General features: G+C 73.1%; 15 protein-coding genes. 9 read left to right on the top strand and 6 right to left on the bottom strand.

The window, feature by feature from the left end:
• Window positions 1-13: 13 nt before the first annotated feature.
• The 5 genes from pcaH to D458_RS0110550 all read left to right on the top strand — a co-directional run bounded on the left by pcaH (window position 14) and on the right by D458_RS0110550 (window position 4,798).
• Window positions 14-757, top strand: a complete 744-nt coding sequence (gene pcaH, locus D458_RS0110570) for a protocatechuate 3,4-dioxygenase subunit beta (protein ID WP_017586715.1) — start codon at window positions 14-16, stop codon at window positions 755-757.
• On the top strand, window positions 754-1,317 hold the full coding sequence (gene pcaG, locus D458_RS0110565; protein ID WP_017586714.1) for a protocatechuate 3,4-dioxygenase subunit alpha: 564 nt from the start codon (window positions 754-756) through the stop codon (window positions 1,315-1,317). The genes pcaH and pcaG overlap by 4 nt, the downstream gene beginning before the upstream one ends.
• Before the next feature lie 49 nt (window positions 1,318-1,366).
• Window positions 1,367-2,740, top strand: a complete 1,374-nt coding sequence (gene pcaB / locus D458_RS0110560) for a 3-carboxy-cis,cis-muconate cycloisomerase (protein WP_017586713.1) — start codon at window positions 1,367-1,369, stop codon at window positions 2,738-2,740.
• The gene (gene pcaDC / locus D458_RS0110555) at window positions 2,730-3,869 is read left to right on the top strand and encodes a bifunctional 3-oxoadipate enol-lactonase/4-carboxymuconolactone decarboxylase PcaDC (protein WP_017586712.1); all 1,140 of its coding nucleotides are present in this window, start codon (window positions 2,730-2,732) and stop codon (window positions 3,867-3,869) included. Before pcaB ends, pcaDC begins: the two co-directional genes overlap by 11 nt.
• Before the next feature lie 95 nt (window positions 3,870-3,964).
• A complete protein-coding gene (locus D458_RS0110550) occupies window positions 3,965-4,798 on the top strand; it encodes an isocitrate lyase/PEP mutase family protein (protein WP_017586711.1) in 834 nt (277 codons plus the stop codon).
• A gap of 182 nt (window positions 4,799-4,980) precedes the next feature.
• On the opposite strand, the gene D458_RS0110545 is transcribed toward D458_RS0110550, so the two are convergent.
• The 5 genes from D458_RS0110545 to D458_RS0110525 all read right to left on the bottom strand — a co-directional run bounded on the left by D458_RS0110545 (window position 4,981) and on the right by D458_RS0110525 (window position 11,995).
• Window positions 4,981-5,817 (bottom strand): SAM-dependent methyltransferase, encoded by an 837-nt coding sequence (locus tag D458_RS0110545; RefSeq protein ID WP_017586710.1) that lies wholly within the window; start codon window positions 5,815-5,817, stop codon window positions 4,981-4,983.
• A gap of 108 nt (window positions 5,818-5,925) precedes the next feature.
• Window positions 5,926-6,663 carry an SWIM zinc finger family protein gene (locus tag D458_RS0110540; protein WP_017586709.1) on the bottom strand — a complete coding sequence of 246 codons (738 nt, stop codon included), beginning with the start codon at window positions 6,661-6,663 and terminating at the stop codon, window positions 5,926-5,928.
• Entirely contained in the window at window positions 6,660-9,683 is a 3,024-nt protein-coding gene (locus tag D458_RS0110535) for a DEAD/DEAH box helicase (protein ID WP_017586708.1), read from the bottom strand. The genes D458_RS0110540 and D458_RS0110535 overlap by 4 nt, the downstream gene beginning before the upstream one ends.
• Before the next feature lie 89 nt (window positions 9,684-9,772).
• Window positions 9,773-11,167, bottom strand: a complete 1,395-nt coding sequence (locus D458_RS0110530; protein WP_017586707.1) for an MFS transporter — start codon at window positions 11,165-11,167, stop codon at window positions 9,773-9,775.
• 6 nt (window positions 11,168-11,173) lie between these two features.
• Window positions 11,174-11,995 carry a glycerophosphodiester phosphodiesterase gene (locus D458_RS0110525; RefSeq protein WP_017586706.1) on the bottom strand — a complete coding sequence of 274 codons (822 nt, stop codon included), beginning with the start codon at window positions 11,993-11,995 and terminating at the stop codon, window positions 11,174-11,176.
• Between the two features lie 180 nt (window positions 11,996-12,175).
• Here D458_RS0110525 and D458_RS0110520 point away from each other — a divergent pair, with 180 nt between their 5' ends.
• From D458_RS0110520 to D458_RS36945, 4 genes are all read left to right on the top strand, one after another.
• Window positions 12,176-12,643 carry an Rv3235 family protein gene (locus D458_RS0110520; protein WP_017586705.1) on the top strand — a complete coding sequence of 156 codons (468 nt, stop codon included), beginning with the start codon at window positions 12,176-12,178 and terminating at the stop codon, window positions 12,641-12,643.
• A gap of 259 nt (window positions 12,644-12,902) precedes the next feature.
• Window positions 12,903-14,801 carry a S9 family peptidase gene (locus D458_RS0110515; RefSeq protein ID WP_017586704.1) on the top strand — a complete coding sequence of 633 codons (1,899 nt, stop codon included), beginning with the start codon at window positions 12,903-12,905 and terminating at the stop codon, window positions 14,799-14,801.
• 490 nt (window positions 14,802-15,291) lie between these two features.
• Window positions 15,292-16,302 (top strand): C40 family peptidase, encoded by a 1,011-nt coding sequence (locus D458_RS0110510; RefSeq protein ID WP_017586703.1) that lies wholly within the window; start codon window positions 15,292-15,294, stop codon window positions 16,300-16,302.
• A 321-nt stretch (window positions 16,303-16,623) separates the two neighbouring features.
• Window positions 16,624-16,797 carry a hypothetical protein gene (locus D458_RS36945; protein WP_017586702.1) on the top strand — a complete coding sequence of 58 codons (174 nt, stop codon included), beginning with the start codon at window positions 16,624-16,626 and terminating at the stop codon, window positions 16,795-16,797.
• Between the two features lie 13 nt (window positions 16,798-16,810).
• Here the strand turns inward: D458_RS36945 and pdxR are convergent, their stop codons facing one another.
• Entirely contained in the window at window positions 16,811-18,238 is a 1,428-nt protein-coding gene (gene pdxR / locus D458_RS0110500; protein ID WP_026119178.1) for a MocR-like pyridoxine biosynthesis transcription factor PdxR, read from the bottom strand.
• Between the last annotated feature and the right edge of the window lie 29 nt (window positions 18,239-18,267).

Genomic DNA, 18,267 nt, shown 5'->3' with positions numbered 1-18,267 from the left:
AAGGAAGCACCGCATGTCCACCGACTCCGGGCTCCACGTCCCCGGATACGTCCGCGACCACGACACCCACCCGCCACTGGACTACCCCGGGTACAAGAGCACCGCGCTGCGCCACCCCAAGCGCCCGCTCACGCTCCTGCCGCACATGCTCACCGAGATCACCTCGCCCGTGCTGGGCCAGGACCGCCTCGGCGCCCACGACCACGACCTCACCCGCCAGCACGACGACGAGCCCCAGGGCCAGCGCATCATCGTGCACGGACAGGTCCGCGACAGCGACGGCCGCCCCGTCCCGCACACCCTCGTGGAGATCTGGCAGGCCAACGCCGCCGGACGCTACCTCCACACCAGCGACAACTGGCCCGCCCCGCTGGACCCCAACTTCACCGGGGTCGGCCGCGTCATCACCGACGCCGGGGGCCGCTACCGGTTCGTCACCGTCCGGCCCGGCGCCTACCCCTGGAAGAACCACCGGAACGCCTGGCGTCCCGCCCACATCCACTTCTCCCTGTTCGGGCGGGCCTTCACCCAGCGCCTCGTCACCCAGATGTACTTCCCCGACGACCCGCTGTTCTTCCAGGACCCCATGTGGCAGTCGGTCCCCGACGAGAAGGCCCGCGAGCGCATGCTGGCCCGGTTCGACCACGACACCACCGAACCCGAGTGGGCCCTGGCCTACCGGTGGGACATCGTGCTGCGCGGACACGAACAGACCCCGTTCGAGTCCGAGGAAGAGGTCCTGGAGGACGACGAGTGAGCACCCATCCCACGACCCCCGCCCAGACGGTCGGCCCGTACCTGCACATCGGCCTGCCCTGGCCGGACGGCCCCTTCGCCGTCGCCGAGGGCACACCCGGCGCGGTCTGGCTGCGCGGCACCGTCCACGACGGAGCGGGCGCCATCGTCACCGACGCCCTGGTCGAGACCTGGCAGGCCGACCCCGAGGGCCGCTTCGACCACCCCGACGACCCGAGAGGTGCGCGCAGTCTGCCGGGCTTCCGCGGATTCGGGCGCTGCCCCACGGACGCCTCGGGCTCCTACGGGATTCTCACCCTCAAACCCGGGCCGGTCCCCGGTCCCACCGGCGACCAGGCGCCCCACGTCGACATCTCCGTCTTCGCGCGCGGCATGCTGCACCGCGTCGTCACCCGCCTGTACTTTCCCGAGGAGGAGGCGGCCAACGCCGCCGACCCTGTCCTGGGCTCCATCGCGGATCCGGCCGCCCGCGCCACCCTCGTCGCCCGGCGCGAGGAGGACGGCTACCGCCTCGACATCCGACTCCAGGGGGAGAACGAGACCGTCTTCTTCGACATCTGACCGACGTCCCCGACCCCGAGCCCACCCTGAGCCAGACAAGGAAGCACCCATGACCGGCCTGTTCGACGGTGTCCTCAACCACGGCCCCCTCGGGCCGCTCACCGACGACACCGCCTGGCTCCAGGCTCTGCTCGACGCCGAGGCCGCCCTCGCCTTCGCCCTGGCCGAGGCGGGGGAGGCCACGGGGGACCAGGCCGCGACCATCGCCGCCGCGTGCGACGCCGACCGCTACGATCCGGAGGCCCTGGGCAGGGCCGCCGAGGGCGGCGGCAACCCCGTCATCCCCCTGGTCGAACAGCTCACCGCACACGTGAACGAAGCCGACCCCGAGGCGGCCCGCCACGTCCACCGCGGTGCCACCAGCCAGGACGTCATGGACACCGCTGCCATGCTCGTGGTCCGCCGGGCCGGACGGGTCCTGCACGCCGAACTGGACGCCCTCACCACCGACCTGCGGGCGCTCGCCGACCAGCAGCGCACCGCACCCATGCCCGGCCGCACCCTGCTCCAACAGGCCCTGCCCACCACCTTCGGCGCCGTCGCCGCGGGCTGGGCCTGCGGCCTGAGCGGCGCGGCCGACCGGCTCGACGACGTGCTCACCCACCACCTCGCCGCCCAGCTCGGCGGTGCCGTGGGCACCCTCGCCTCCCTCCACCCCCGCGGCCCCGCTGTGGCCGCCGCCTTCGCCGCCCGCCTCGACCTGCCCGAACCCGACCTGCCCTGGCACACCGAGCGCGGTCGCGTCGCCGAGGTCGCCGCCGCCCTGGGCCGGGTGAGCGGCGCCACCGGAACGGTCGCCCAGGACATCGTCCTGCTGGCCCAGACCGAGGTCGGCGAACTCACCGAGGACGGAGGCAGCGGCGCCGGCGGATCCTCCACCATGCCGCACAAACGCAACCCGATCGCGGCCGTCAGCGCCCTGGCCGCCGCCCGACAGGCCCCCGGCCTGGTCGCTACCCTCTTCGCCGCCCAGATCCAGGAGCACCAGCGCGCCGCCGGCTCCTGGCACGCCGAATGGCTCCCCCTCACCGACCTCCTGCGCCGCACCGGATCCGCCGTGTCCTGGCTCCGTGTCAGCGTCCAGCGCCTGCGCGTCCACCCCGACCGCATGCGCGCCAACCTGGACCTCACCGCGGGCCTGGCCCTCAGCGAACGCGTCACCACGGACCTGGCCCCCGAACTCGGCCGCATGGAGGCCCACCGCCGGGTCACCGCCGCCTGCCGGGCCGCGGTGGACGAGGGCCGGGACCCGGCGGAGGCCATGGCCGAACACCTCCGAGGCCTGCGCACCCGCGACCAGATCCGCGCCCTGCTCGACCCCGCCGCCTACCTCGGCGCAGCACCGGTGTTCACCGACCGGGTGACGGGTAGGACCGGCCGGACGGACCGTACCGAGAACGAAGAAGGAACCCATGAGCGTTGACCTCCACCACGTCGTGAGCGGCCCCGCGGACGCACCGCCCCTGGTGCTCGCCGGGTCCCTCGGAACCAACGGGCACATGTGGGAGCCACAGGTCGAGGCGCTCTCCGCTGCCTTCCGCGTGATCCGGGTGGACCTGCGCGGACACGGGCGCTCGCCCGCCCCCGAGGGCCCCTACAGCATGGCCGACCTCGGCGGGGACGTCCTGGCCCTGCTCGACCGGCTCGGGATCGGGCGCACCCACTTCGCGGGCCTGTCCATCGGCGGCATGGTCGGCCAGTGGCTGGCGGTCAACGCCCCCGAACGCCTCGACCACCTGGTCCTGATGGCCACCTCCCCCTACATGGGCCCCGCCCAGAACTGGCGCGACCGGGCCGCCCTGGCCCGCGCCAAGGGCACCGCCGCCCTCGCCGACAACGTGGTCGGACGCTGGTTCACCCCCGACTTCACGGCCGAGCACCCCCACGAGGTCACCCGCCTGCGCGACCAGATCGCGGACACCCCCGACGAGGGGTACGCGGGCTGCTGCGGCGCCATCGAGCACTACGACCTGCGCGAGGACCTGCACCGCGTCACCGCGCCCACCCTGGTCGTCGCCGGGGCCGACGACCCCTCCACCCCGCCCGACGGCAACGGCGCGCTGATCGCCGAGCGGATCCCCGGCGCGCGGTTCGTGGTGCTGGAGGGCGCCGCACACCTGCTGTCCTGGTCGCACCCGGCCCAGGTCAACACCCTCATCACCCAGCACCTGGCCTCCGCCGACCGGTACGGCGCCGGGATGCGGGTGCGCCGCAGCGTACTCGGCGACGCCCACGTGGACCGGGCTGAGGACCGCAGGACCGCCTTCACCGAACCCTTCCAGGACCTCATCACCCGCTACGCCTGGGGCGAGATCTGGACCCGCCCCGGCCTGGACCGGCGCACCCGCAGCTGCATGGTGCTCACCGCCCTGGCCGCCCAGGGCCACTGGGGCGAACTGGCCATGCACGTGCGCGCGGCCCTGCGCAACGGCCTGACCCCGGACGAGATCGGCGAGGTCTTCCTGCAGGCCGCGATCTACTGCGGGGTCCCGACCGCCAACAAGGCCTTCGCCATCGCCCAGGAGGTCTTCGACGAGGCCCCCGCGGACTGAGCCCCGCCGCTTCCGCACTGTGCCCGGACCGCCCTCCGGACCGTCCCGGGACGTCCGCGCCCCGACTGTCGTATCCGTACGGTAGAAGGAGGGGCATGGACGACTCGCAACAGCGCCTGTCGGCGCGCGCGGAACGGTTCCGGGACCTGCACCGGGGGCCGGACGCCTTCGTGGTGGCCAACGCCTGGGACGCCGGGAGCGCCCGCCTGCTCGCGGGGCTCGGCTTCCCGGCCCTGGCCACCACCAGCGCCGGGCTCGCGCACGGGCTGGGCCGCCGGGACGGCGCCGGGCTGGTCACCCGCGAGGAGACCCTGCGCAACGCCGCGGTGATCGCCGCGGCCACGGACCTTCCGGTGACGGCCGACCTGGAGAACGGGTTCGGCGACAGTCCCGAGGACGTGGCCCGGACCATCCGGGAGGCCGCCGGGACGGGGATCGCGGGCGGTTCGATCGAGGACACCACGGCCGACCCCGACGCCCCGGTCCACGAGTTCGGGCTCGCGGTGGACCGGGTCCGCGCCGCCGCCGAGGCGGCGCGGGAACTGCCGTTCCCGTTCGTCCTCACCGCCCGCGCGGAGAACTTCCTGTACGGCCGACCGGACCTGGAGGACACGATCCGCCGGCTGCGGGCCTTCGAGGAGGCGGGCGCCGACGTGCTGTACGCGCCCGGACTGCCGGACGCCGACACCGTCCGGACCGTGTGCGCGGCGGTGGGGCGCCCGGTCAACGTCCTGGCGGCGGGCGCGGTCGCGCGGATGTCCGTGGCGGAGCTGGGCGCACTGGGAGCGAGGCGGGTCAGCCTGGGTTCGGGGCTGTCGAGATCGGCGCTGTCCGGGGCCCTGGCCGCCGCGCGCGAGGTCGCCGAGCACGGAACCTTCGCCCGGATGGCCGAGGCCGCCTCCAACTCCGAGATCCACCGACTGCTCTAACCGTTCACCGACAACTCGGAACCCCGGCCCCGCCCACCACCGGCCCTGCGCCCGGCCCGGCCGCGCTGCCCCGGCCCGGCCGCCACCCGTCCTGACCCGGTCCGGCCCGACTCCGCTGCTGACCGCGACCCGCTCCGGCCGAGGGGCCGCCGCCTTCGGCGACCCGGTCGGCTCGGGCAGGCTCAGGCCTTGAAGGCCACTCCGGCCAGTTCCCAGCGCTTGACGTCCGGGTCCTTGGGCCGGGCGACCGGATCCTGGTCGGGTCGGCGCCAGGTGGAGCAGTCCACGGCCCGGGGCCCCTGGTCACGGCCGTCGGTCCAGGGGCTGGCCAGCTCCAGCCCGCTGAAGACCTGGGAGGCCTCCTCCGGGCTGCGCACCCGGCCCCACGGGGTGCCGAAGGACAGGATCTTGTCGGTCATCCAGGCGGCCGCCGCGGTGTCGTCCGAGACGATGTGGGAGAAGATCACGCAGGATCCGGGGGCCAGCCGGTCCATCAGGACGCGCACCAGGCCGAAGGGGTCGGACTCGTCGGGCAGGCAGTGCAGCAGGGAGACCAGCATGACGCAGACCGGCAGGTCGGGGTCGATCAGCCTCTGCGCCTCGGGAGAGCCGAGGATGAGGTCGGTGTCGCGCATGTCGGCCATCAGGAAGGCGGTTCCGGAGCTGTCGGCGACCAGCGCCCTGCCGTGCGCCAGCACGATGGGGTCGTGGTCCACGTAGAGCACCCGCGCCCCGGGGTTGGCCCTCTGCGCCACCTGGTGGGTGTTCTCCCCGGTGGGCAGCCCCGCGCCGAGGTCGAGGAACTGTTCCACCCCCCGGCCGCTCACGTACTCGACGGCGCGTCCGAGGAAGGCGCGGTTGTCCCTGGCGAAGGCGACGAGCTCGGGCGCCCCCGCGGCGAGCTCCTCACAGGCCTTGCGGTCCGCCTCGAAGTTGTCTTTCCCTCCCAACAGGTAGTCGTACATCCGGGCGATGCTCGGAGTGTCCATGTCGATGTGTGGGGGGAAGCGATCGGCCATAGGAGAGGTACCAATCAGGACTAGTTGTGCGGGGTCGTCTCCAGGCGAATCGTAACCGTGTTTCGTGGGCCTTACCGGAGTTTTCCACAAGAAAGTCGAGCGGATACTTCACGGGCCCTCTTCACGTACGGAAAAGGGCTTCCCGAAACGGTGGAAACCGGGCAGGTGATCGGCGACATGCCCTGGCGCTGCGGCCCTGACGCGGTCTCCGACGCCCTCGGGCAGGGGTGGCACGGGGGGCGGTGGGGACGCCGACCAGAAGGCCGCGGGTGAAAGAGGGTCCGCTGTTTGTGCCTGCGTGGCGAAAACGCCGTTCCCGGATCCGGGGTGTTCCCCGGTGGGATTCCTGTGGTGATCGTCGCCGAACGACGCCTCGTGCGCCGAAGGTCCCATTGTTCCGCTGGGGAGGTCCTTGACCAGTTCCACCACCGCGCGCCGTTCCCGGCCCGCCCACCGGACCAGGGAGAAGGGGTCGCGGTCGGCCTCGGCGGCGAGCGCCGCGGCCGTCGCGGCCAGGTGCGCGCACCGCCCCTCCCAGTGGTCGCAGGAGCACGTCGCCACCAGGTCGCCCCATCCCCGCGGCACCAGGTCCAGCCCGAGCAGCTCGAACACTCGGGCCGCCGCCTCGGGCAGTTCCCCGGAGAGCACCCGCGCCCGGAACAGCGGCTGTGAGGCCAGCGCCGCGCAGACCCGGGTCCACTCCTCGTCGGGCCACAGCGTCCGGATCAGGCTCACCTCGTGCCCCCGGACCCGGGCGGTCACCTCGCCGGGGCGGACGGCGATCCGCTCCACGGCGGCGCCACCGGAACCCTCCAGGGCCTGGCCGACCAGCTCCGACCAGCTCATCCGGACACCGCCTCCGGCGCCAGCCGCACCACCTCGCGCAGGTCCTCCACGGAGAGCCCGCTCAACCACTGCTCACCGGTGGCCACCGCGCCGTCGGCCAGCGCGCTCTTGCGTTCGATCATCGCGTCCACCCGTTCCTCCACAGTGCCCACGCACACCATCTTGCGCACCTGCACGTCCCGGCGCTGGCCGATCCGGAAGGCCCGGTCGGTGGCCTGGTTCTCCACCGCCGGGTTCCACCACCGGTCCATGTGCACCACGTGGTTGGCCGCGGTCAGGTTGAGCCCGGTCCCGGCCGCCTTCAGCGACAGCAGGAAGACCACGGGCCCGGCCACCGCCTGGAAGTGCTCGGTCATCCGCTCCCGATCGGCCCGCGAGGTGCCGCCGTGCAGCCACAGCACCGGCACCCCCAGCTTCGACCGCAGGTACGGCGCCAGCCGCTCACCCCAGCGCGCGTACTGGGTGAAGCACAGCGCCTTGTCGCCCTCGGCCACCGCCTCGCCCAGGATCGCCTCCAGCCGGTCGAGCTTGCCCGAGCGCCCGGACAGCGCCGAGCCGTCCCCGAGGAACTGGGCCGGGTGGTTGCAGATCTGCTTGAGCCGGGTCATGGTCGACAGCACCAGGCCCTTGCGCTCCTTCTCGTCGGCCTCGGCCATCCGCTCGGCCATGTCGTCCACCACGGCCTTGTACAGCGAGGCCTGCTCGGGGGTGAGCGTGCACCAGGTGCGCATCTCCTGCTTCTCCGGCAGGTCGGCGATGATCGAGCGGTCGGTCTTGAGCCTGCGCAGCACGAACGGGCCGGTCAGCCGGCGCACCAGGTCCGTGCCGTCACCCGCGCCCTCCTCGGCCTCGGCCCGGTCGGCCACCGCGCGCTGGAAGTCGGCCGCCGACCCCAGCAGGCCGGGGTTGGCGAACTCCATCACCGACCACAGCTCGCCCAGGTTGTTCTCCACCGGGGTTCCGGTGAGCGCGATCCGGGTGGCGGCGGGCAGCGAACGCACCGCCTGAGCCTGCCGGGTGGAGTGGTTCTTCAGCGCCTGCGCCTCGTCGCAGACCACCCGGTGCCAGGGCATGCCGGACAGCTCGTCGGAGTCGCGCGCCACCACCCCGTAGGTGGTGACCACCAGGTCACAGGCGCCCACGATCCTGGCCAGCGCGTTGCCGGTCGGCCGGTCCGGGCCGTGCTGGACGTGCACCCGCAGCCCCGGGGCGAACTTCTCCGCCTCGCGCCGCCAGTTGCCCACCAGCGACACCGGACACACCAGCAGGGTGGGGCCGGGCGCGGGGCCCGCGGCGCGTTCGTCGGTGAGCAGGGCCAGCAGCTGCACGGTCTTGCCGAGCCCCATGTCGTCGGCGAGGACCGCGCCCAGCCCCAGCTCGCCCAGGAACCGCAGCCAGGCCGAGCCCCGGTCCTGGTACGGGCGCAGTTTCCCCTCGAACCCGGGCGGGGTCCCCATGGGGCGCGGTTCGGCCTTGGCCCCGCCGTCCAGCAGGGCGCCCAGCGGGCCGTCGGCGACCACGTCCGCCACCGGCAGCGGGGTCTCCTCCACCCCGATCGCCGCCCGCAGCGCCTCCTCGCGGCGCATCCGCCCGCGCCCGCTGCGGCGCATCAGCTCCAGGGCGGCCTCGACCCGTTCGGGGTCCATCTCCATCCACCGGCCGCGCACCCGCACCAGGGAGCGCTTGAGCCGGGCCAGCTCCGCGAGTTCGTCCAGCTCCGCCTGGTCCAGGGGCTTCTCGGAGCCCGGCCCCTGCAGCAGCGCCTCGAAGGACACGTCCACCAGGTCGGTGGGGCCCACCCCGCCGCGCCCGCGCCGCCGGGGCTCCTCGTTCACGGTCATTCGCAGTCCGAGGGCGCCGCGGCCGCTCCACTCGGGCAGGACCACACCGAACCCCGCCGAGGTCAGGCGGGCCGCGGCGCCGCCCACGAACGCCTGGGCGCCGGCGGTGTCCATGGTGAGCCGGGCCGGGGCCAGGTCGCGCAGGGCGCGCTGGAGCGGGGGCAGGTGGCGGACGGCGCGGCGCAGGTCGGCCAGGGCGGTGGTGCCCACGTCCTCGGGCAGCCAGGCGGCGCCCTCGCCCAGCCACACCTGTTCCAGGGGCAGGCGCAGGCCGGGGTCGGTGGTGGATCGCACCCAGAACTCGAGGGTCCAGGGGCGCGGGCCGCCCCGGGCGCTCTCGGGTTCGGGCTCGCGCAGCACGAACAGCAGTTGGGCCCGGCCGCCGCCGCGCACCCGGGAACGCCATTCGCGCAGGGGGCCGCTCAGAGCGCGGGCGGTGTCGGTGTCCACCCGCGTGTACTCGCCGGTGAGCGCGCTCGCCAGGCGGGCGGCGGGTGAGGGCTCGGGGTCGTGGCCGCCGTCGTCTCCTCCGTGGTCTCCGCCGTCGGAGCCGGGCCCGGCCGGGGCGGCGGCCAGGCGCCGGGCGGAGGCGTCGGTGAGGAGTTCGAGGGGGGCCAGCACACAGGTGCGGGCCGCCTCCTCCCGCTCCTCGGGGCCCAGGTGCGCGGTGGCCGCGGGGGGAAGCGTGCGGGTGAGTGCCGCCAGGTGCTCCTCGGCGGTGTCGAGCGGTGCGGGCCGCCAGCGGGCCCGGGGCGGGGCGCCGACCAGGTCGGGCAGGACGCATCCGGCCAGGACCAGCCGCTCGGCGAAGGCGTGCACCGCCCGCAGGTGGATCAGGGCGGGTCCGGCGGTGACGGGGAGGCCGTCGAGGGCGCCCAGCAGGGTGTCGGCCTGGGCCGCGGACAGCTCCAGGCCGTGGACCCGCCAGGGCCGGAGCTGCGCGGGCGCGGTGTCGGCGGCGTCGGAGGCCGCGGGGGACTCCGCGGTGCCGGGCAGGGACAGCACGGGTTCGACGGCGCGGGGGGAGCCGGGGTCGAGTCCGGCCTCGGCGGCCAGTTCGCGCAGCTCGTCCGTGCCCGCGGCGAAGGGGTGCGCACCGGCCGGTGGGTCCGGGGCGCGTTCGCCCTCACCCCACAGCACCAGCGTGTCCCTGGACCACACACCGTGCAGAACCCGCACTTCACCCCCCGTGGATAACGGCCGACGTCGTCGGCCCCAAGTATCGCGGGGGCCGACGACGATTCGTGACAGGGGGCCGGGGGAGGGAGTCAGAGCTTGGCGGGGACCTCGTTGCCCACGGCGATGATGCCCTCGCGCATGCGCACCCGCCACAGCAGCACGCCGCCCAGCACGAAGAAGGCGAGCAGGGACAGGATCGCGACCCGGTAGCCGCCGGTCATGCTGACCGCGATGGTCACCACCAGGGAGCCCAGGAAGGTGGAGCCCTTGTCGGAGATCTGGAAGAGGCTGAAGTACTCCGCCTCCCGGCCCTTGGGGATGAGCTGGGAGAACATCGAGCGGGCCAGGGACTGGGTGCAGCCCAGGACCAGGCCGATACCCACGCCCATCGCGATGAACAGCGGCACGTTGCCCGCGGGCATCAGGTAACCGAGGCCGACGAGGCCGGACCAGACCACCAGGCTGCCCAGCACGGTCTTCTTGGGGCCGATCCGATCGGCGATCAGACTGGTCGCGAAGGCCCCGGCGAAGGCGACGAACTGGATGATGAGGATCGTCGTGATCAGGATGTTCTGGCTCAGGTTCAGGTCCTGGGTGGCGAAGGGCGCCGCGTAGCGGATGGCGGCCTGTACACCGTCGTTGAAGAAGATGAAGGCCAGCAGGAAGAGCACCGTGTTCGGGTACTTGCGCATGTCGCGGACGGTCCGGCCGAACTGGCGCAGGGACGGGCCGAGCTTGGCCCGTCCCTGGGAGCGCGCGGCCAGCGCGCCGTAGCGGTTGCGCAGCGGCTTGATCGCGACCACGGTGAACCCGGCCCACCACAGGCCGACCGTCACGAAGGCGATCCGGGCGGCCGCGCCGACGTCGTCGGCGGTCAGCACCAGCACCAGGTGCACCACGAGCAGCAGGGCCCCGCCCAGGTAGCCCAGCCCCCAGCCGTAGGCGGACACGCGGTCGCGTTCGTCGGGGGTGGCGATCTCGGGCAGGAACGCGTTGTAGATGACGATCGACAGGCCGAACAGCAGGTTGGCGCCGAGGAACAGCACCGAGGCCAGCAGGTAGCCGTCCGTGGCGAAGTACAGGCCGGTCGTGCAGGCCGAGCCGGCCACGGCCATCCACAGCAGCCAGCTCTTCTTGTGCTTGGTGTGGTCGGCCAGCGCCCCGACCACCGGCAGCAGGACGATCTGGATGAGGATGGCGAGCGTGGTCAGCGCCGGGTAGAGCGCGTTGGGGTGCAGGGTCAGGAAGTCCGCGCCCAGCGGGGCGATGGCCAGCGAGGAGTCGCGGCACGCGGCGGCGTCGGCGGCCCCGGCCGCGTTGCAGGCCAGGTCGCTCAGGTAGGGGCCGATGAGGACGGTCACCACCGAGGTGATGAACACCGAGTTGGCCCAGTCGTACGTGTACCAGCCGCGCTGTTCGCGTTTGCGCTGTGCCGGGTCGGGCGAGGGGCCCTGCCCCTCGACGGTGTCGGAGGTGGTGGACATGGGGGCTTATCCGTTCTTCGGGGTTCTGGCGTTGCCCTGGGGCGGGTTCCAGCGGCCGCGTCGGCGGAGCACCTCGCGCAGGCCGGCGGTGTTGTCGGTGACGATGCCGTCCACGCCCGCGTCGAGCAGGCGCTCCATCACCTCGGGCTCGTTGATGGTCCACACGTGGACCTGCATCCCGAGCCGGTGCGCGGTCCGGATGACGTCCCGGCTGAGCAGCGGGAAACCCTTGCGGCTCAGGGGGATCTGGGCGCAGACCGGGACGCGGCTGGCGGCCGGGCGCAGGACCGGCGACAGCGAGGCCAGCCGGAGCCGGGCCACGTCCACCGGGCCGCAGGAGGTGGCCACGCGGGGACCGTAGAGGTGGCGGGCCCGGTCCAGGCGCTCCTGGTCGAAGGAGCCCACGCACACCCGGTCCCAGGCGTCGGTCCGGCGGAGCACCTCCAGCAGGGGCAGGACGGCGCCGTCGGCCTTCAGGTCGATGTTGAAGCGCGCTTCGGGCCAGGTGCCGAGAAGGTCCTCGAGCAGGGGGACCGGTTCCTTGCCCGCGACACGGGCGCCGGCGACCTCGCGGTACGGCAGCGCGGAGATGGCGCCGTCGCGGTCGGTGGTGCGGTTCAGGGTGTCGTCGTGGAAGGCCATGAGCACGCCGTCGCTGGTGGCGTGCACGTCCGTCTCCAGGTAGGTGTAGCCGAGGTCGACGGCGTGCTGGAAGGCCACCGCGGTGTTCTCCAGCTCGGTGCGGCGCACACCCTGGTCGTCGGTGAGCCACCCGCCCCGGTGGGCGAGGGCGACGGGCACGGGGGAGGAAAGGTACGCGTGTGTCACGTCTTGAAGTATGACGGCTTCCGCGCGGGGGCCGCTCGCCTCCGCCGCCCCGCGTCGAGGGGCGGGCGGTACCGGTGCCGAGGGTCGGAGAAACCTGGAATTCCAGGTGGCACGGGAACCCGGGTGGCGGCTCCTAGTAGGTCGTAAGGGTTTCGTTCCTCCCCCGGAAGGGATCTGTTCATGTCGCACGCCTCCCACGGTCACCCCTGTCGGCGCTCCGCCTGCACCCGGGCCGGTGCCGCGTCCAACCCCTGGCGTCCGGTGCGCACCCCCGCCCGGACCCCGCTCCGGGGGATGTCGGCGGGGCGGTGCGGGGTGTCCCCGCTGGTCGGGCACCGGACCCCCGGCGACGTGCACCGGCTGGCCCAGCAGATGGCTGAGGTGTTGGTCGGCAGGCGGGCGCCGGAGGTCCTGCGCGACCACGTGACGGTGCCGGTCCGCGAGGAGCTGCGCCGTCTGCGCGGCTCGGTGGGATGCGGCATGGCGCCCCGGCTGACCAGGGTGTTCCACCAGCCGCTCGGTGCGGGAGGGATGGAGGCCAGCGCCATGATCGACTGCGACCGGCGCTCGCGGGTGTTCGCGTTCCGGCTGCGCCGGGAGGGGGCGCGCTGGGTCTGCACGCGTCTGGAGACCGACCGGTGCCGCTGAGTACCGCCCTCCGGGCCGGTGGAACCGTGTGAGCCGGTGGAACCGCGGCCCGCTCGCCCCGAGCGGGCCGCGACCCCACCCTGCCGCGACTCACCCAGCAGTGCCCGAAAAGCCGGGAAGGTATGGATATGGCCGGTCCGGCGTCGATAGGGTCCGGGTGGGATGACCCCCTGACCGGGGGCCTCCTTCGGTCATCGGCATCCCCGTACCCAAGGGAAGGAGACGGCGGACCGTGCCCCCGTACGGCCGCCACTCGTGTATGAAACCCGCTGACATCGCTCAACTGCACAGCATCAGCGCACCGTCACTGTCCCCCGACGGTGGCCGAGCGGTCTTCGCCGTGACCCGGCCGGACCTGGAGGAGGACGCCTACCTCGGCTCCCTGTGGAGCGTGCCCACCGACGGTTCCGAGCCGCCGCGCAAGCTCACCCGGGGTACGAGGGACGGATCCCCCGTCTTCTCGCCCGACGGCCGCTGGATCGCCTTCGTCCGCCCCGACGAGGACAAGCGCCCCCAGATCCACATCCTCCCCGCCGACGGCGGCGAGCCGTGGAAGATCACCGACCACCCCCTCGGCGCGGGCCCCTTCACCTGGAGCCCCGACTCCACCCGCCTGGCCTACAACGCGCGGGTGCCCGAGGAGCAGCGCTACGTCGACGGCGCCCCGGACAAGGAGCCGCCGCGCCGGATCACCACCCTGAAGTACCGGCTCGACAACCTCGGGTTCACCAACGACCGACCCGTGCACGCCTTCGTCAGCGCGCCGATCGACCCCTCGGGTGAGGCCGGGGAGCCGGTCCAGGTCACCGAGGGCGGGGTGAGCCGGGGAAAGCCCGTGTGGACCCCGGACGGCGCCGGCCTGGTGTTCGACGCCGCCCTGCACGAGACCCGCGACACCGACCTGGTGAGCGACGTGTGGGTGCTCGCCCCCGAGGCCGGGGCCGAGCCGCGGCGGATCACCCGGGGCGACCTCGCCGTGGGCGCCGTGAGCCTGTCCGAGGACGGTGCCACCGTGTACTTCCTCGGTGACGAGCTGGGCCCGGAGGGCGGTGACTTCGTGGGCCGGGTCACCGGCCTGTGGTCGGTGCCCTTCGACGGTTCCGAGGCGCCCCGCCGCCTGACCGGCACCGAGGACCCCCGGTTGGGCCAGCGCACCCAGGCCGTCGGGGAGGGTGTCCTGGTGACCGGAGAGAACCGGGGCGCGGTCGAGCTGTACCGGATCTCCCCCGGCGGTGTGCGCAGCACCCTGCTGGGCGGGCACGTCGAGGTGCAGGGCTTCGACCACGCGGGCGGGGTCACCGTGGCCGTGGCCGCGGGCGAGCGCGACTCCGGTGAGCTGTACGTGGTCACGGAGGAGGGCCTCCGGGCCCTGACCTCCTTCACCGACCAGGCCCTGAACCCGTTGCCGGCGACCGAGCTGACCACCCGCTCCGGGGACGGCAACGAGGTCCACGGCTGGGTGGTGGTTCCCCAGGGGGAGGGGCCGCACCCGGTGGTGCTCATGATCCACGGCGGTCCCTTCGCCCAGTACGGCTGGCAGCTCTTCGACGAGACCCAGGTGTACGCGGCAGCCGGATACGCGGTGCTCTACTGCAACCCGCGCGGTTCCTCCGGCTACGGCCAGGAGCACGGCCGGGCGGTCATCGGATCGGTGGGCGCGGTCACCGCCACCGACGTCATGGCCTTCCTGGACGAGGCGCTCGAGGACGAGCGTCTGGACGCCTCCCGGGTGGGGGTCATGGGCGGTTCGCACGGCGGGTTCATGACCTCGTGGATCGCGGCCCACCACGGCGAGCGCTTCCGCGCCGCCATCAGTGAGCGCGCGGTCAACACGATCGAGAACCTGCACGGCTCCTCCGACATCGGCGCCTTCTTCCCGGAGCCGCTGTACGGGCCGCCGGAGACCTGGGCCAAGGAGAGCCCGCTCACCTACGCGGACCAGATCGACAAGCCGTTCCTGATCATCCACTCCGAACAGGACTGGCGCTGCCCGCTCGATCAGGCCCAGCGCCTGTACGTGGCGCTCAAGCGGCGGGGACACGAGACCGAGATGCTGCTGTTCCCGGGGGAGGGCCACGAGCTGTCGCGCTCGGGTCTGCCCAGCCACCGGGTGGCCCGGTTCGAGGCGATCCTCGACTGGTGGGACCGCCACCTGTGATCCCGGGCCGCTGACCCCGAGGGGTCGGACACACTCCGTGTCCGGCCCCTTCCCCGATCAGATGTGAGACGCATCACGGTCAAGTCGGCGCTTGGTCCGGTTTTGGTGTGCCCTGCGCGGGAAGAATGCGACGCCACCCGCGCCCCCGGCGGGCTTCCCGGACCCGGGGCACCCGGTTCGAGGCAGGCGGGTTGCCCATCGGGAAGTAACGAAAGGGTCGCGTCCGGTCCAGGTGATGAATTAGTGTTCCCCCAGGTCGGAACGCCCCAGTTCGTCACCACCAGGGTGACAGCGTTCGGCTTGCCGTTGCACTCTGCTCAACAGCTGTCCTTTTCCCAGGAGCAGAGGCCGTCACAACGCCCGGCGCCTTCTCGCGACCCTCCTCGTCGCAGCCGGATCCCCCTTGCCACGCATCCCGCGCCGTTCCTCGGCGCGTCTTCGGGATGCCCAAGTGCCGGTAAACGGGTGTGGGAGAAAGGCAGTCGGTGCTTTGACTCGCAACCCCGAACCCACCCGTCGCCTCACGACGGTCGGCTTCGTCGCACTCGGTGCCGTGGTGCTGTCCTCCGGTGTGGCGCTGGCCGACCCCACCGAGTCGGAGGCCCGTGAGCGCTACGAGGAGCTCCAGGAGGAGCTCTCCTCGCTGAACGCGGTCTACAACGACGCCCAGGAGGAGCACTCCGCGGCCGAGGCCGAGCTCGACGACCTCCAGGAGCGGCTGGACGAGGCGCAGAAGGAGCTGGACTCCCAGTCCGGCCAGATCTCCGTGATCGTCCAGGGCGCCTACACCGGCGCCACCCACAACCCGATGGACGTCCTGTTCGGCGGCGAAGCCGACTCCGCGTTGCAGAACATCGCCGACCTCGACTTCCTCTCCGAGGGCCAGCAGACGACCCTGGCCGACTACGTGATCGAGGCCGAGAACGCCGAGCAGCTCTACAACGCCGCCGAGGCCACCGAGGCGGCCGCGGCAGAGGCCCTGGAGGCCGCCGAGAGCGCCGTCTCCGAGAGCGAGTCCGCTCTGGACGAGCAGGCCGAGGTCCTGGAGAGCCTGGGCGGCGTCGACCCGACCGTCGGGGAGGCCACCGAGGCCTCCAGCGGCGGCAGCGGATCCTCCGGCGGGACCGCCGCCGTGTCCGGCGACGTCCAGGCCGTCCTGGACTTCGCCCGCGCCCAGATCGGCAAGCCCTACGTGTGGGGCGGTACCGGCCCCAACGGCTACGACTGCTCCGGACTGACCCAGGCCGCCTGGGCCCAGGCCGGCGTGAACCTGCCGCGCACCACCTACGACCAGGTCAACGCCGGGACCCCTGTCTCGCGTGACCAGCTCCAGCCCGGCGACCTGATGTTCTTCTACAGCGCCTCGGCCCCGAGCCACGTGGGCATCTACTCCGGCAACGGCATGATGATCCACGGCTCGAACCCGTCGAAGCCGCTGGAGGAGGTCTCGATGGCCGCCTACTGGGACAGCGTCTACACCGGCGCCGTCCGCCCGGGCTAGGTCATGTTCCTTGGATCATTTCGGGTTCGCGGCCACCAGGCTGCCTCTCGCTGCGCCGATATCACTCGGACAGCCAACCCCAGGCGGGCCCCCGCTGTGCGACACTGCGGAGCTTGCGTAGCAGGGCACAGTAGGGGCAGCTCGTTCATCGTCTGGCGAGAGATTGCCTGGACGGCCGCTCACGGACATCGGCGCAAGCGCCGAACCCACCGAAAGCATCCGCGGAACACTCCCTAGACCCAGACTCCCCGGTCCGCGTTCTGTGCGTGGAGTGCGGGCCGGGGTTCCACCGGGTTCGGGCAGCCGCGTATTCTTCGGCGCATGGGTCGTCTTCTTCTCAAGGTCGCCGCGGGAGTCGCGGCTGTCATCGCCTTCTTCTGGCTGCTGTCGGTGATCGTCGGACTGCTGGTGTGGTTCGTCATGATCGCCCTGGTCCTCGGGGTCGTCTTCCTCGGCGTCCGGATGCTGAAGTCGGAGTCCTCCGACAGGAGGTAGCCGAGCGCGTGGGTCAGGGCGCACAGGCGGCCGCGGAGTCCACCGCAGCCGCCAGCGCGGCCCGGAACAGGTGGGGCCGGGGCGCCCCGTAACCCAGCACCACCGCTGTCCTGCCGCCGTCCGGCCCCGTTCCCTCCGCACGGAACGCCGACAGCCCCTCCAGGGCCAGTCCGTGTCCGGCGGCCTCGGCGCACACGTCCTCCTCGTGCACCCCCTCCGGCAGCTCCAGCAGGCAGTGCAGCCCCGCCGCGAGTCCCGACACCCGGCATCCGGGCAGCCGTGCGGCCACCTCCTCGACCACCTCGCGCCGCCGGGACCGGTAGTGCTCCCGCAGTCTGCGGACGTTGCGGTCGTAGCGGTGGGACGTGAGGAAGGCAGCCAGGGCCAGCTGCCCGAGCGTGTCCTGGCCACCTCCGGAGAGCTCCCCGGCCCGGACCAGTGCCGGGACCAGTCGCCCGGGCGCCACCGCCCAGGCCAGCCCCACCGCCGGTGCCAGCGACTTGCTCGCCGTGCCCAGGTGGACGACGTGTTCCGGGGCCAGCGCCTGGAGCGCCCCCACCGCCCGCCGGTCGTACCTGAACTCGCCGTCGTAGTCGTCCTCCAGGACGAGCCCGCCGCTCTCCCCGGCCCACCGGACCAGGCTGAGCCGCCGTTCGGGGGACAGGGCCACCCCGGTCGGGAACTGGTGCGCCGGGGTGAGCAGGACGGCCCGCGCTCCGGAAGAACCCAGCAGGCCCACGTCCGCCCCGCCTGCGTCGACGGGCAGCGGAACGGTCTCCAGCCCCTGATCGCGGATGATCTCCCGGTGGCGCCGGTGGCCGAACTCCTCCACCGCGATCCGCTGGACACCGGACTCCCGCAGCGCACGGCACAGCCGGGCCAGCAGGTCGCCGAAGCCCGCGCCCACCACGACGTCGTCGGCCCGCGCGCGTACCCCGCGTACCCGGGCCAGGTAGCCGGCCAGGGCCTCGCGCAGCGGCGGGGCGCCGCGCGGGTCCGGGTAGCCGAAGGCGTCGGATGGCGCGGCCGCCAGCGCCCGCCGCATCGTCGCCGTCCACTCGGCGTGAGGGAACACCGAGGAGTCGGGGATCCCGCCCCGCAGGTCGAGCACGGGCGCGGGCGTACCGGCGGGGGGCGCGGCCGGGGTCGACCGTCCGGGCCGGTCGGCGACCCAGGTACCCGCCCCGACCCGGGCGTCGAGCCAGCCCTCCGCGGTCAGCTGGGTGTAGGCCTCGGCCACGCTGTTGCGGGAGATTCCCAGGTCGGCGGCGAGGGTCCGGGAGGCCGGAAGGCGGGTCCCGGAGGGGAGGCGGCCGTCCACGACCGCCTCCCGCAGAGCGCTCTCCAAGGACCGGGACACCCGGGTGCCTGCGGCCTCCAGGTGGAGATCGATGCCCGGGTAACGGGACGGAGCATCAGAATTGGCCCGAGTCTGTCGCATGGCATTGGACTTTAGACCAGAGCCATTCC

This window comes from Nocardiopsis ganjiahuensis DSM 45031 (genome assembly GCF_000341085.1).
In the GTDB taxonomy this organism is placed as follows: Bacteria; Actinomycetota; Actinomycetes; order Streptosporangiales; family Streptosporangiaceae; genus Nocardiopsis; species Nocardiopsis ganjiahuensis.
This window is presented reverse-complemented; position numbering and strand designations above follow the sequence as displayed.

Bases quoted from the DNA above. Each gene is read 5' to 3' on its own strand.
- pcaH (WP_017586715.1), top strand. From the start codon at position 14: ATGTCCACCGACTCCGGGCTCCACGTCCCCGGATACGTCCGCGACCAC.
- pcaB (WP_017586713.1), top strand. From the start codon at position 1,367: ATGACCGGCCTGTTCGACGGTGTCCTCAACCACGGCCCCCTCGGGCCG.
- pcaDC (WP_017586712.1), top strand. From the start codon at position 2,730: ATGAGCGTTGACCTCCACCACGTCGTGAGCGGCCCCGCGGACGCACCG.
- D458_RS0110550 (WP_017586711.1), top strand. From the start codon at position 3,965: ATGGACGACTCGCAACAGCGCCTGTCGGCGCGCGCGGAACGGTTCCGG.
- D458_RS0110545 (WP_017586710.1), bottom strand. From the start codon at position 5,817: ATGGCCGATCGCTTCCCCCCACACATCGACATGGACACTCCGAGCATC.
- D458_RS0110540 (WP_017586709.1), bottom strand. From the start codon at position 6,663: ATGAGCTGGTCGGAGCTGGTCGGCCAGGCCCTGGAGGGTTCCGGTGGC.
- D458_RS0110530 (WP_017586707.1), bottom strand. From the start codon at position 11,167: ATGTCCACCACCTCCGACACCGTCGAGGGGCAGGGCCCCTCGCCCGAC.
- D458_RS0110520 (WP_017586705.1), top strand. From the start codon at position 12,176: ATGTCGCACGCCTCCCACGGTCACCCCTGTCGGCGCTCCGCCTGCACC.
- D458_RS0110515 (WP_017586704.1), top strand. From the start codon at position 12,903: ATGAAACCCGCTGACATCGCTCAACTGCACAGCATCAGCGCACCGTCA.
- D458_RS36945 (WP_017586702.1), top strand. From the start codon at position 16,624: ATGGGTCGTCTTCTTCTCAAGGTCGCCGCGGGAGTCGCGGCTGTCATC.
- pdxR (WP_026119178.1), bottom strand. From the start codon at position 18,238: ATGCGACAGACTCGGGCCAATTCTGATGCTCCGTCCCGTTACCCGGGC.